General features: G+C 36.1%; 10 protein-coding genes and 1 pseudogene. 10 read left to right on the top strand and 1 reads right to left on the bottom strand.

From position 1 onward, the window contains the following. Positions 1-100: 100 nt before the first annotated feature. From M2M59_RS10445 to M2M59_RS10415, 7 genes and pseudogenes are all read left to right on the top strand, one after another. Positions 101-763 (top strand): annotated as a pseudogene (locus tag M2M59_RS10445) (HAD family hydrolase). Between the two features lie 492 nt (positions 764-1255). Next, on the top strand, positions 1256-2242 hold the full coding sequence (locus tag M2M59_RS10440) for a LacI family DNA-binding transcriptional regulator (protein ID WP_249774541.1): 987 nt from the start codon (positions 1256-1258) through the stop codon (positions 2240-2242). A gap of 241 nt (positions 2243-2483) precedes the next feature. After that, positions 2484-3767 carry a histidinol dehydrogenase gene (gene hisD, locus M2M59_RS10435; RefSeq protein ID WP_249774540.1) on the top strand — a complete coding sequence of 428 codons (1284 nt, stop codon included), beginning with the start codon at positions 2484-2486 and terminating at the stop codon, positions 3765-3767. Positions 3768-3829: 62 nt separating this feature from the next. Then, entirely contained in the window at positions 3830-5152 is a 1323-nt protein-coding gene (locus M2M59_RS10430) for a GntP family permease (protein ID WP_147195876.1), read from the top strand. A 220-nt stretch (positions 5153-5372) separates the two neighbouring features. Beyond that, positions 5373-5885, top strand: a complete 513-nt coding sequence (locus M2M59_RS10425) for a class I SAM-dependent methyltransferase (RefSeq protein ID WP_249774539.1) — start codon at positions 5373-5375, stop codon at positions 5883-5885. Positions 5886-6706: 821 nt separating this feature from the next. Next, positions 6707-7525 (top strand): MBL fold metallo-hydrolase, encoded by an 819-nt coding sequence (locus tag M2M59_RS10420; protein WP_249774538.1) that lies wholly within the window; start codon positions 6707-6709, stop codon positions 7523-7525. A gap of 32 nt (positions 7526-7557) precedes the next feature. Further along, complete coding sequence (locus M2M59_RS10415; protein ID WP_249774537.1) at positions 7558-8145, top strand: nucleotidyltransferase family protein; 588 nt, start codon at positions 7558-7560, stop codon at positions 8143-8145. A gap of 84 nt (positions 8146-8229) precedes the next feature. On the opposite strand, the gene M2M59_RS10410 is transcribed toward M2M59_RS10415, so the two are convergent. Further along, complete coding sequence (locus M2M59_RS10410; RefSeq protein ID WP_249774536.1) at positions 8230-9051, bottom strand: purine-nucleoside phosphorylase; 822 nt, start codon at positions 9049-9051, stop codon at positions 8230-8232. Positions 9052-9397: 346 nt separating this feature from the next. On the opposite strand from M2M59_RS10410, the gene M2M59_RS10405 reads away from it, so the two are divergent. The 3 genes from M2M59_RS10405 to tig all read left to right on the top strand — a co-directional run bounded on the left by M2M59_RS10405 (position 9398) and on the right by tig (position 13403). Beyond that, positions 9398-10759 carry an amino acid permease gene (locus tag M2M59_RS10405; RefSeq protein WP_371923780.1) on the top strand — a complete coding sequence of 454 codons (1362 nt, stop codon included), beginning with the start codon at positions 9398-9400 and terminating at the stop codon, positions 10757-10759. A 250-nt stretch (positions 10760-11009) separates the two neighbouring features. After that, complete coding sequence (locus tag M2M59_RS10400; RefSeq protein WP_249774534.1) at positions 11010-12005, top strand: tetratricopeptide repeat protein; 996 nt, start codon at positions 11010-11012, stop codon at positions 12003-12005. Between the two features lie 105 nt (positions 12006-12110). Next, positions 12111-13403 carry a trigger factor gene (tig, locus tag M2M59_RS10395; RefSeq protein ID WP_066788625.1) on the top strand — a complete coding sequence of 431 codons (1293 nt, stop codon included), beginning with the start codon at positions 12111-12113 and terminating at the stop codon, positions 13401-13403. Positions 13404-13483: the final 80 nt, after the last annotated feature.

Below are 13483 nucleotides of genomic sequence, written 5' to 3'. Positions count from 1 at the left end.
TGGCAATTATAACTTAAGGAATACATAATTGAAATTATAAAATCTAAGCAATTATTAAAATGACAAACAAATATATGAACTGTAGTAGGAGCTGAATAATATGAAAGCAATTATTTTTGATTTTGATGGTACATTAGCGGATTCGGGTGAATGTGGATTGCTAGCTACACAGAAGGCGTTTAAAGAATGTGATTTGCCCATTCCGACCAAAAAAGAAATCGATTATTATATGGGTATTCCCATTGAACAGTCGTTTCATGAAATGACCAATCATACATTAAACGATGAGCAATTTGCAAAGCTATTACAACTTTTTCGCCTATCTTATAAAACCTTAGAGGAACAAACTATTTCAGCCTTTCCACATTTAAATGAGGTATTGAGCACATTCCATAAGAAAGGCTTATTATTATTTGTTGTATCAAGTAAAAAGACAGATGTGTTACATCGAAACTTATAAAAGCTAGAGATGGATCGTTTTTTTACAGATTGGATTGGGTCCGATCAAGTAGAGCATTATAAACCACATCCAGATGGTATCTTAAAGATTGTAGAACGATATTCGTTAAAAGTTACAGAATGTGTAATGGTTGGTGATGCAATTTTTGATATACAAATGGGAAAAGCTGCAGGTTGTGAAACAGTAGCAGTGAATTGGGGAAGTCATTCTAAGGAACAATTGCTGAAAGAAAAGCCGAGCTTTTTTGCTCTTGAAGTAAGGGATTTATACAATTTAACGAAGTTAATGTCAATTGATAGCTAATTTTATACACGGTGAACCCAAAAACAATTGTAGAATCAATATCCTAGTAGTATTTAATGAATACTCCAGAGACGTAATAAATTTATGAAACATAAAATGCTTCAAATCTTTTCTTATAAAAGATTTAAGCATTTTTATTTTTGAAGAATCAATTAGAAAACATACAAATATATCAATATCCCTTACCACCGATAACCCATCCTGCTGCTAGAATGATTTGTTTTTTAAGCTTTTATCGGCTGAGAAGGATAGCTAGTAAGATATGATAGTGCCAGAGCTACCCAACACTATTAAAACCTGTCCGACATATGAGGGAAAATACTGCTTCCCTAAAAACTGTATGTAAATAGATTATTTAGGTCTTGCTTTCCACCCAACTTCTAAGGTAGTTTGTTTATGAGAATAATTTATCTATGGGTCAGTGCAAGAGAGATATTCAGCTTACGCTAATTTGGTGAGATGAAATTTGGATTGAAAGAGGTTATGTACATCATGAAACAAGGAGTTACTGCCAAGGATGTAGCAAAGTTGGCTGGTGTTTCGCAATCTTCAGTATCAAGAGTTTATTTTGAAGGTGCGTCAGTATCTGCAAAAACTAAAGAAAAAGTTTTAGCAGCAGCAGAAGAGCTTGGCTATAGACCAAATGAATTTGCACGAAGTTTGATTACAAACCAATCCAAGATAATTGGATTAGTGATGAAAGGCGTTCAAAATCCTTTCTATCCGCAGGTCTTGAAATTATTTACAACTTCCCTAAAAAAACATGGCTACAGTGTACTATTTGTTTATACCAATAATGATGAAATTCAAAAAGAAGATATTGAAATATTATTCAATTATAACGTGGCGGGTGTAGTCATAACTGATGCCTCTCTTTCTTTGTCGGTTACAGAAGATTTCATCAAGTATCAAATACCATTAGTGTTATTTAATCGAAAAATAGATAACAATAAATTTTATTCAGTATGCTGCAACAACTATGAGGCAAGTAAAAGGATTGCTGAATATCTTTTAAGTATAGGTTGTACAAAAATGATTTATATTTCAGGGAATGAAAATACATCTACAAGTAGAGAACGTGAAAAAGGATTTAGTGCTATGTTACAGGGAAGTAAAGTACTCTATCAGAAGTACAGTTCTGATTATACGTATGAAGGCGGGTATAACATAGCCTGTGAAATTATTGAAGAAAAGCAATTGCCAGATGCGTTTTTTGTGGCCAATGACATTATGGCATTAGGGGTAGTAGATGCATTAAAGGATCATCAAATTGCTATTCCAAATGAAACGAAAGTGATTGGCTTTGATAATATTGAGATGGCAGCTTGGCCTACATACAATCTAACGACATGGGAGCAACCAATTACAGAAATGGTAGAAGAGACTGTAAAATACTTGCTTAATGAACTAGAAGAATATTCAGGTGAAGCTAAAAATCTCGAAATTGACGGATCTCTTATTTTACGAAAAACAACTTAATACTAGAAAATTGTAAAAAGGATTTTTTACTTAAGCATCTTGCTATTTGAAAGGCTTCATACAACGTTTTGTGTGAGGGTCTTATGAGAATAGAAGGATGCTTTTATTATTGCTTAAAGCGTGAAGGTAAAGTAGTAAAAATAAATACTTGTTGACAACCATTTGTTTTTAGAATAATCTTACTTATATATTTTCTGCATACGTATGCAAAAATGAATTTTAAACAAAAGGGGATATAAAAATGGTTAAAGTACTGAAAGAAGGAAAATCAAAAGAAGAAGTAAGCATAAATGACTCAAAGGTATCTCAAATTGTATCGGAAGCCATTCAAGATATAGAAAAACGAGGAGATCAAGCAGTTTTTGAACTATCGGAAAAATTCGATAAGTGGACTCCTGAATCGTTTCGTTTAACTGATGCACAAATAAATGAAATCGTTTCCAAAGTTCCTAGTGATGTAATTGAGGATATTAAATTTGCTCAAAAAAATATCCGTGAATTTGCAGAAGCACAATTAGCTTCTTTACATGATGTGGAAGTAGAAAATATCCCGGGTGTAATTTTGGGTCACAAAAATATTCCAGTTAACAGCGTTGGATGTTACATACCTGGTGGTCGCTACCCAATGGTTGCATCAGCCCATATGAGTGTTTTAACAGCTAAAGTAGCAGGTGTAAAACGTGTAATTGCATGTACGCCACCTATTAACGGGGAAATTCCGTATGCTACAATTGCAGCGATGTCTTTAGCAGGTGCTGATGAAATTTACCTTCTAGGAGGTATTCAAGCAATGGCAGCAATGGCAATTGGTACAGAAACGATCCAATCAGTAGACATGATTGTTGGACCGGGGAATGCTTTCGTTGCTGAAGCAAAAAGACAGTTGTATGGTCGTGTAGGGATTGACTTATTTGCGGGTCCAACAGAAACATTAGTGGTTGCTGACCATACTGCTGATGCAGAAATGATAGCAACGGACCTTTTAGGACAAGGTGAGCATGGGCCTACTTCTCCTGGAGCGCTTATTACAACTTCTGAAGTATTAGCTGAAGAAACTGTTAAAGAAATTGAACGTCAATTGAAAACATTGCCTACTGCTGATGTTGCGCGTGTATCTTGGGAAGATTACGGTCAAATTCTTCTAGTAGATTCTATTGAGGAAGCTAGAATTGAAGCAGATCGTCTTGCTTTTGAGCATGTAGAGATATTAACTGAAGATCCAAATTACTTCCTTGAAAATATGACGAACTATGGTTGCTTGTTCTTAGGACCAGAGACAAACGTTGCTTATGGCGACAAAGTAATTGGGACTAACCATACATTACCGACTAAAGGTGCTGCTCGTTATACAGGTGGCTTATGGGTAGGGAAATTCATTAAGACTGTTACCTATCAAAAAATAACACAAGAGGCAAGTGCTTATATTGGAGAATATGCAGCGCGTCTTTGTCAGTTAGAGAACTTTGCAGGACATGCAGAGCAAGCTCTTCTACGTGTGAGAAGATACGGAAAAAAGAATGATTAACACTAAGCCTAACGGAAAGTGAGTGAAAACAAAAAAGCACAAAGGGGAATTGAGGGGAAAATATGTTAGGGATGATTGGATTATTTGGCGGATTGGCACTATTAATATTTTTAACAATGAAGGGTATGAATTTACTCATTGTTGCACCTATAACTGCATTGATTGTAGGACTATTAAATGGGCTTCCGCTATTCCCACAGCTTACAGAGAATGAGGGGGCAAACTTTTTAACAAATTATATGTCAGGTTTTACAGGCTTTATTGCATCTTGGTATTTAATGTTCTTAACCGGTGCTATATTTGGTAAAGTCATGGAAGATAGTGGAGCAGCGGATAGTGTTTCGCAGTGGATTGTCAATAAAATAGGTATGAAACAAGCAGCATTGGCAATTGTCGTTGCCTGTGCGGTTTTAACCTACGGTGGCGTGAGCTTGTTTGTTGTAGCCTTTTCCGTTTACCCTATGGCACTTAGCCTATTTAAACAGGCAGATTTGCCAAGGCGTTTTATTCCAGCGGCTTTAGGTTTTGGTTCCACAACATTTACTATGACATCTGCAGGTTCACCAGAGATTCAAAATTGGATTCCAATTCAATTTTTAGGAACCACCCCATATGCAGGATGGGAAGTCAGTTTTATCGTGGCTGTGTTTATGATGGTATTCGGTTATTGGTGGCTTAAAAAGATGATCAACAAGGCTTTGGCGAATGGTGAACGGTTCGTTAGTAGAGAGACAGATATACTTACAGAAACTCGGACAGATTTACCAAATCCTATTTTAAGTATTGTCCCACTACTTGTTGTATTGATTATTTCTTTTGCTTTCCATAAATCATTAGGAACGTCAGCTTTGATTATCGCATTAACTGGCGGTATATTAGCAAGTTATCTTATCAATAGAAAGTTTTTCCGGAATTTTGGTGGGGCAGTAGGAGAAGGGGCAATGGGAGCTATTATTGCTATTGCAAATACAGCTGCAGTTGTCGGTTTCGGTGGTGTCGTAAAAGCAACTCCTGCTTTCGAATCAGCCGTAAAGGTTATGACAGATATACCTGGAAGCCCACTAGTAGGTGGTGCTCTAGCAGTAGCTGTTATTGCAGGCTTAACGGGTTCTTCATCGGGTGGACAAGCTATTGCACTACCGTTATTAGCACCACATTATTTAGATTTAGGAGTCAATCCAGAGGCGTTACATCGAACAGTAGCCATTTCTTCGGGTTCACTTGATTCGCTTCCGCAAGGTGGTTATGTTGTAACGACCATTCGTTCAATCTGTGGAGAAACTCACAAAGATGCTTATCCCGCATTTGGCGCATTAACTGTTATATTACCGATATTAGGGGTTATATTAGCCGTAATCTTATTCTCTTTCGGTATTGGCATTTAGAAATATATTAGAATGGATACCCAACAAATGATTGAAAAATTGTTTGTAGGGTATCTTTTTTTCTTGCCCCAAATAGAGGACTACTTTATATAAAACGAGAATTTATCTAATAGAGGAAACTATTGTTTTGAGAGGAGAATGCATATTGAGTGAATGGAGAGAGCTTAATGAGGACTCAAAGACCATATGGGAACAGAACGCTAAACACTGAGATGAGTACATGGGAAATGAAAGCAACAGATTTCACCAAGAACTTATTAGACCCTATACTGAAAAATTATTAAAAGTGAAAGACAAACAAACTATATTAGATATTGGTTGTGGAAATGGAAATTTTTCAAGGAGACTCGCCGAATTAGGAGCTCATGTGGTTGCTTTTGATTATAGTGAGCAAATGGTAGAAAGTACGAAAAACAGGTCTGAAAACTATTTGAATCAAATAGACTATAGGGTGGTTGATGCTACTAATTATGATGAATTATTTTCGCTTGGTAATAAAAAGTATGATAGTGCAGTAGCAAATATGGCCTTAATGGACATAGCTGATATAACTCCATTAGTAAATTCTCTACATAAGTTGTTAAAGACAAATGGAACTTTTGTTTTCTCTATTACGCATCCCTGCTTTCAAACACCTGGTCTAAGAAAGATCAATGAAACAGAAGATATTGAAGGGAAGATAATGATTAAAAATAGTATCCAAATATCAAAATATCTAAGCCCTGAATCATAGAAAGCTATTGGGATTAAGGGGCAAGCCATCTCACACTTCATGTTCCATAGACCATTATCATATTATATGAATTTATTTTTTGAAGCCAGTTTTGTATTAGATGGTTTAGAAGAACCTAGTTTCCAAAAACAAAGAGATGAAAATAAGTTTGATTGGAATGAGTTTCCCCCTGTTCTCATATTAAGGTTTAGAAAGATTTAATCTTTTCCCTAATAATGGAGGAGGTCTCTCATTTGATCGGTTTAAAAAATCCCTGTGAAGTAGTGGCCTATAAAGAAATTAAAAACGTATTATTTTGTTAGAATAATACGTTTTTGAGTGGTCATGCATTATTATTAGTCACTTTTGTTCTCTCTGCTACCAGTCTTGAGTTTGTTCTGATGATCGTGTTGTTTCGCTTTTAGTTGATGTTTTTTAGTCAAGTGGGACTTGTTTTTCTGAGTGCTATTTCGTTTTCCGCCGCCACAGCCGCAACCCATAGATATTTACCTCCTTGTTTGAAGTTTCTCAAATGCCTTTGCTTATAGTTGGAATCTTATTCTGTCAAGGTGAAATAGCTATATTAAAAGATAAGTCTATACCAATAAAAATCAAGGTATAGATTGATATGTTCATTTCAATATATACAAAAAGAAAAATTTTGCTTGGACAAATGTACCTGATTATTATTAGATATTGTTCGAAGAAAACATAAATCAAAAAATTACTAACGACAATTATCTTTCAGTCATAAGAACGGTGGTCATTAGAAGCTTTAAATCATACAATAATTGTCTATTACCTTGGTTTCTAAAATGTATCCAAAATGGAGGGTGTTTAATGTGAGTTATTATATTTGTAATACATGTGGCGTTCAGCATGATCAATCTACACAGGAACCGAACGAATGCAAGATTTGTACTGAAGCTAGACAATATGTAAGTGTGAATGGACAATCTTGGACTACTTTAGAACAACTTGTCCAATCTAAGCGATATATAAATGAATTTACTCCTGAAGAAGAAAGATTACATAGCATTAAGACAGTACCTTCTTTTGGAATTGGCCAAAATACATACCTGATTCAACATGGGAAATTTAATGTACTTTGGGATTGCATTACTTATATTGATAAGGAAACAATTACGAAAATTAATGAACTAGGTGGAATCCAAGCAATAGCCTTATCACATCCCCATTATTATTCTAGTCAAGTAGAATGGGCAGAAGCTTTTAATGCGCCCATTTATATTCATGAAGATGATAAAGAATGGATAACGAGAACAAGTAAACAAATAGTCTTTTGGACAGGTGATCAATTAAAGCTGCATGAAGGTATTGTGTTACATCGTTTAGGTGGCCATTTTAAAGGAGCTACCATTCTTGAATGGCAAAATAAAAAAGAAGGCGTTTTATTTGTCGGAGATATTGTCCGTGTAGTGGCAGATCGTCAATGGGTTACTTTCATGTATAGCTATCCAAATTTTATTCCGTTACCAGCAAACACTGTTGACCGTATGGCAAACCGTTTGAATTCTATTCAATTTAATAAGTTGTATGATGCATTCCATCGTGTTATTTCGGATGATGCACAAAATCGAGTTCAACTATCAGCAAAAAGATATATTGCAGCACTGGAAGGAAAGCTATTCAACACTTAATATTAAAACATTATTTTTAGGCAGGTGGAATAATGGTACTAGCAGAGGAAAAAGATATTATAGAAGTTATTAAAAAGGATAGCTGGATGATGGATGTATTAAAGACTGCAAAAATATTAGATTTGCCTGATTGGTGGATATGTGCAGGTTTTGTGAGATCAAAAGTATGGGATGTCTTACATGATTTTAATGCAAGAACCCCTTTACCTGATATAGATGTTATTTACTTTGATTCATCAAATATAAAAGAATTAGAAGAAAAGAATCTGGAAAGAAGACTTAAAGCCCTTATGCCCAATATCCCTTGGTCAGTAAAAAATCAGGCACGAATGCATCTTTTAAATAATATGGCTCCTTATACGTCATCTATTGATGGGATATCCAAATTCCCTGAAACGGCAACTGCATTAGGGGTTAAATTAGATGAAAAAGATAATGTACTTTTAGCGGCTCCATGGGGAGTTAAGGATGTAATCAATTTGAAGGTAAAACCTACTCCTTATTATTTAGAGAAAGATACGAGAAGTAGCATTTATGCAAACAGGGTTACCAAGAAAGACTGGAAATCCATCTGGGGAAAAATAGAGGTTTCTGAAATTGGTTATGATACTCTAAAATAAAGAAAATACTCATTAACAGAGAAAACACACGCCATCTTTAGAGAAGTTGGCGTGTGTTTTTTATTCCCATGTTAACGGGAGTGATTATTCAATTTCTTCAAGTAAACCTTTAATCAAGCCAACGAATTTTGTGTTGACTTGGCTAGCTACTTCAATTACTTCCTCGTGGTTTAATGGTTGGTCAAGAATGCCACATGCCATATTTGTTAGACAAGAGATCCCAAGTACTTTCATGCCAGCGTGTTTTGCAACGATCGCTTCTGGAACAGTAGACATGCCGACTGCATCAGCGCCAAGAGTTCGAATCATGCGGATTTCAGCAGGTGTTTCATAAGTTGGACCGCTCCACCAAGCATAGACACCTTGTTTAATTTTAACATCCTGTTTCTTAGACACGATGATTGCAAGTTTACGTAAATCTTTATCATACGCCTCGGATAGATCGGGGAAGCGTGTGCCTAGCGTATCATTGTTTGGACCGATTAACGGGTTAGTACCTGTCAAATTAATATGATCTGTTATTAGCATTAAATCACCAGGTGTGAAGCCCGTATTAACAGCGCCACAAGCATTTGTCACAATGATGCTTTCAATTCCAAGCGACTTCATTACGCGTACAGGGAAAGTGACTTCGTCTAATGTAAATCCCTCATAATAATGGAATCGTCCTTTCATTGCTGCTACTATTTTGCCGCTTAGCTCTCCGACAACTAGCTCATTAGCATGGCCAATGGCTTCTGACTTCGCAAAATGTGGAATTTCACTGTATGGGATATGAACTGGATTTTCTATTTCATCAGCAAGATTTCCTAAGCCTGAACCTAAAATCAAGCCGATTGTTGGTGTGCTGTTAATTTTATTTAAAATATAGTCTCTAGCTTCATTAATTGCGTCTAATTGATGCATTATATAGTCCTCCTTCAAATGAGCAACAGCGCTCATTTGCACGTTATACTTTTAGCTTAAAGCAATAAAGGCTCAATGTACACTGAATCATTTCGCAAATTATCTCTTGAAATTTAAACTCAAAAGAGATCATAACGGAAAAGATAAAAAACAAAAGAGTTTTACGGAAAAATTCTCTTTTCCGCAAAGTTACTTGATGACCGTCCTTGTTTTTTTGGGAAATACAATTGTATTTATAAGTGAAATTGAGTACACTTAGAGGGTGAAAATTATTTTAAGAAAGTTTGTTTTCTATGCTGAAATGCAGAGATAACTAGACATCTAGATGAACAGAGGGGGTAAAATTATGGCGAATGAAGAATTGAAAAGGGGACTTAAATCTCGGCACATACAAATGATTGCACTTGGTGGAACTATTGGTGTGGGGCTGTTTATGGGTTCATCAAGCACCATCGGTTGGACAGGTCCTTCTGTTATGCTTGCCTATGCGATTGCTGGTATATTCGTATTTTTTATTATGAGAGCTATGGGTGAGATGCTATATCTAGAGCCAATTACAGGTTCCTTTGCGACTTTCGCTCATCAATACATACATCCACTTGCAGGCTATCTGACTGCATGGAGCAACTGGTTTCAATGGGTTATTGTAGGGATGTCGGAAGTAATTGCGGTCGGCTCATATATGCAGTATTGGTTTCCTAACTTGCCGCCGTGGATACCTGGCTTAATTGTCATTGTTATTTTAGGTTTGGCAAATTTAGTTTCAGTAAAGTCATTTGGCGAATTTGAATTTTGGTTTGCTCTAATTAAAATAGTAACGATCATATTAATGATAATAGCTGGATTTGGATTAATCTTCTTCGGTCTTGGCAATGGTGGACATGCAGTTGGGTTCTCAAATCTATGGTCAAATGGCGGGTTCTTTACAGGTGGATGGAAAGGTTTCTTCTTTGCCTTATCACTTGTGGTTGGCTCATACCAAGGTGTGGAATTAATCGGAATTACTGCTGGGGAAGCAGAAAATCCAAAGAAATCACTGAGTAAAGCAATCAACTCTATTATATGGCGAATTCTAATTTTCTATATTGGTGCTATCTTTGTGATTGTAACAGTTTATCCATGGGATCAATTAAAAGAAGTGGGTAGCCCATTTGTTGTTACCTTTGCAAAAGTTGGTATTACAATGGCGGCTGGTTTCATTAACTTTGTGGTGATTACAGCAGCTATGTCAGGCTGTAATAGCGGGATTTTCAGTTCTGGCCGAATGATCTATACACTTGCAGAAAATGGTCAAGCACCAAAAATATTTGCGAAGGTTTCTAAAAATGGTGTGCCATACTGGAGTACAATCGCAGTATTAATCGGCTTAACAGTAGGGGTTGTGCTCAACTTTGTATCACAATCAAAAATATTCGTTTATGTATACAGTGCTAGTGTTCTACCTGGGATGATGCCTTGGTTTGCCTTATTGATAGCACAAATTAAATTTAGAAAAGTGCATAGCGATCAAATGCCATCGCACCCATTCAAAATGCCATTTGCGCCAGTTTCTAACTACGTAACGATTTTATTCTTACTTACTGTATTGGTAGGTATGTGGTTCAATAAGGATACACAAATCTCCCTCATTGTCGGCATTATCTTCTTATGTATAATGACAGCATTATTCTTTTTATTAGGAATGAATAAAAAGCGTGTTAAAGAGTAATTTTCTAAAAAAATTAGACTGTAGACTAACTCATATTATTGGGTGTCTACAGTTTTTTTATTTTTAAATATTCCTCTCTACTATTAGAGAGGGATTTATCTTTTATAACTCAAATTTGTTTATTTTATATCAAAATAACATATAGCTATAGAAACCTACATGAGCGAAATATAGACCAAATTGTCGAAGGAAATTATTTTGGGTCAAAATGTTTTTATGCTATGATGAATTTTAAGGGGAGTGAACACAATTGCGCAGAAAAAAAGGAAAACTTCAGAAGCATGAAAATGTTATTGTGTTCCCAGGAACGGTGGAGAGACTCGTAGCCGAGGGCCAGCAGTTCGCTGAAAAGTACCAATATGACCAGGCTGTTGAATGCTTAAGAGAAGCTTTGCAATACACCGAGGGAGACGAGGCATTGCTCAGTGTTTATGCATTCTCTTTGTATGAAATAAGGAACTTTAAAGAAGCGAAAGCCGTTTGTGAAAAACTCCTCGCGATTGGGCCGCAATTATACATAGAAACGATGGAACTTTATTTAACTGTGCTAATGGAGTTGAAAGAATACAAACAAGTAGAAACCCTTATTGAGTCTTTACTTGAAGAAGATGTCATTCCGCCCGAATCGCAAGAACAATTTATCCGTATTAAAAACCTCAATGCTGCTATTGCAAAAGCAAAAATAGAAGACAGTCTTGATGATGTAGAGATAGAGCATGCCAGTGATGAATTTGAAGTAGATACATTCTTTTCTAAAACAACAATTGAGCAGATGCAAAAGCTGCAAGCAGCTAAAGAAATGAATATACGCCCGATTAAAGATTTATTGGTGGCGATTATTGAGGATGAAAGGTCTCATCCTTTGATCCAAAGCTTTATTCTCTACCTTCTTGTCGCACAAGAAATCCCTGCGATAGTAGAGGTAAAAAAATTGGGGCATTCAAAAGTAGTGAACACAGAGGAATTGCTGTTACCGGATGAATTACCAGTAGCAAAGAAAGTGTTTGAATTGGTAAGCGATGCGCTCGACCAAGAACCTTCTACTTTACAGATGGTCCAATATCTATTGGCCAGGCATATCTTTGCAGCCTATCCTTTTGAATGGTTTAATTATGGAGCAGAAGAGATTGCAGAAGGGTATATTGACTTCGTACATGGAATGTTCGGCGTTGTCAAAGAGACAGATTATGACTTGATGGAGTTATTAAATACCCTTGAAGAGCAATCTGAACTGTTCGATACATGAAATCAGTTGAAAGTATAGCTATCTATGATATACTAAAAAAGTTGAGAAAGTCGTATTAACGAATAAATTGTCCAACATGTGAATTTAATTTTGGAGGTATTATACATGTCAGCAAAATGGGAAAAACAAGAAGGCAACACTGGAGTATTAACAGTAGAATTGCCTGCTGAAAAAGTAAATGCAGCTTTAGATAAAGCATTCAAAAAAGTTGTGAAACAAATTAACGTACCAGGCTTCCGTAAAGGTAAAATGCCTCGTCAAATGTTCGAAAAAAGATTCGGTGTAGAATCATTATACCAAGATGCACTAGAACTTTTAGTGAACGAAAACTATCCATTAGCAATCGATGAAACTGGTATTTCTCCAGTGGATCAACCAGAAATCGATTTCGAAATGGAAGACCTAGGCAAAAACAAAGACTTCAAATTTACTGCAACAGTTATTGTAAAACCAGAAGTTGAACTAGGTGATTACAAAGGCTTAGAAGTGAAAAAACAAGAAACAACTGTTACAGACGAAGAAATTGAACAACAATTGAAAGATCAACAAACTCGTCTTGCAGAACTTGTTGTTAAAGAAGATAGCGCTATCGAAAATGGCGATACAGCTGTAATCGACTTTGAAGGTTTCCAAGATGGCGAAGCTTTCGAAGGCGGCAAAGGCGACAACTACTCACTTGAAATCGGTTCAGGATCTTTCATTCCAGGATTCGAAGAACAATTAATTGGCGCAAAAGCTGGCGAAGAAAAAGAAGTAGTTGTAACTTTCCCAGAAGAGTACCACGCAGCAGAATTAGCTGGTAAAGAAGCTACTTTCAAAGTAAATGTTAAAGAAGTAAAAGGTAAAGAACTTCCTGAATTGGATGATGACTTTGCACAAGAAGTAGATTCAGAAGTGAAAACACTAGATGAACTACGCACAAAATTAAAAGAAAAAACAGCTACTGAAAAAGCTGCAGCAGCTGATACAGCACTACGTGATGAACTAGTAGAAAAAGCTGCTAATAACGCAAAAATCGATATTCCAAATGCAATGATCGAAACTGAAATCGATCGTATGATGCAAGAATATGATCAAAACTTGCAAATGCAAGGTTTAAACCTTGATCTTTTCTACCAATTCTCTGGTCAAGATGAAGCTGCATTGCGCGCTCAAATGAAAGAAGATGCAGAATCTCGCGTACGAGTAGCATTAGTTCTTGAAGCGATTGGCGAAGCTGAAAAAATCGAAGCAACAGAAGAAGACATCAATGCAGAATTAGAAAAAATGACTGAGCAATTCAAAATGGATGCAGATCAAATCAAATCAATCCTAGGCGGCACTTCCGTACTAGAACATGATGTGAAAATCCGCAAAACTGTAGAATTCTTAGTTGATAACGCAAAAGTAACTGAATAATACAGTTTCTATGTAAACTTGAACAAGGTACGGGTTCTGTATCCGTACCTTGTTTCTTCACATATATGAAATGTAACTTC

The sequence above is a fragment of the Rummeliibacillus sp. G93 genome (assembly GCF_023515935.1).
Lineage (GTDB): Bacteria > Bacillota > Bacilli > Bacillales_A > Planococcaceae > Rummeliibacillus > Rummeliibacillus stabekisii.
The sequence above is the reverse complement of the archived record's forward strand: the minus strand, read 5'-3'. Positions and strand labels throughout refer to the sequence as shown.

Excerpts from the sequence above, each read along its gene's own strand:
- M2M59_RS10440 (WP_249774541.1), top strand. The coding sequence starts at position 1,256 with ATGAAACAAGGAGTTACTGCCAAGGATGTAGCAAAGTTGGCTGGTGTT.
- hisD (WP_249774540.1), top strand. The coding sequence starts at position 2,484 with ATGGTTAAAGTACTGAAAGAAGGAAAATCAAAAGAAGAAGTAAGCATA.
- M2M59_RS10430 (WP_147195876.1), top strand. The coding sequence starts at position 3,830 with ATGTTAGGGATGATTGGATTATTTGGCGGATTGGCACTATTAATATTT.
- M2M59_RS10425 (WP_249774539.1), top strand. The coding sequence starts at position 5,373 with ATGGGAAATGAAAGCAACAGATTTCACCAAGAACTTATTAGACCCTAT.
- M2M59_RS10415 (WP_249774537.1), top strand. The coding sequence starts at position 7,558 with ATGGTACTAGCAGAGGAAAAAGATATTATAGAAGTTATTAAAAAGGAT.
- M2M59_RS10410 (WP_249774536.1), bottom strand. The coding sequence starts at position 9,051 with ATGCATCAATTAGACGCAATTAATGAAGCTAGAGACTATATTTTAAAT.
- M2M59_RS10405 (WP_371923780.1), top strand. The coding sequence starts at position 9,398 with ATGGCGAATGAAGAATTGAAAAGGGGACTTAAATCTCGGCACATACAA.
- tig (WP_066788625.1), top strand. The coding sequence starts at position 12,111 with ATGTCAGCAAAATGGGAAAAACAAGAAGGCAACACTGGAGTATTAACA.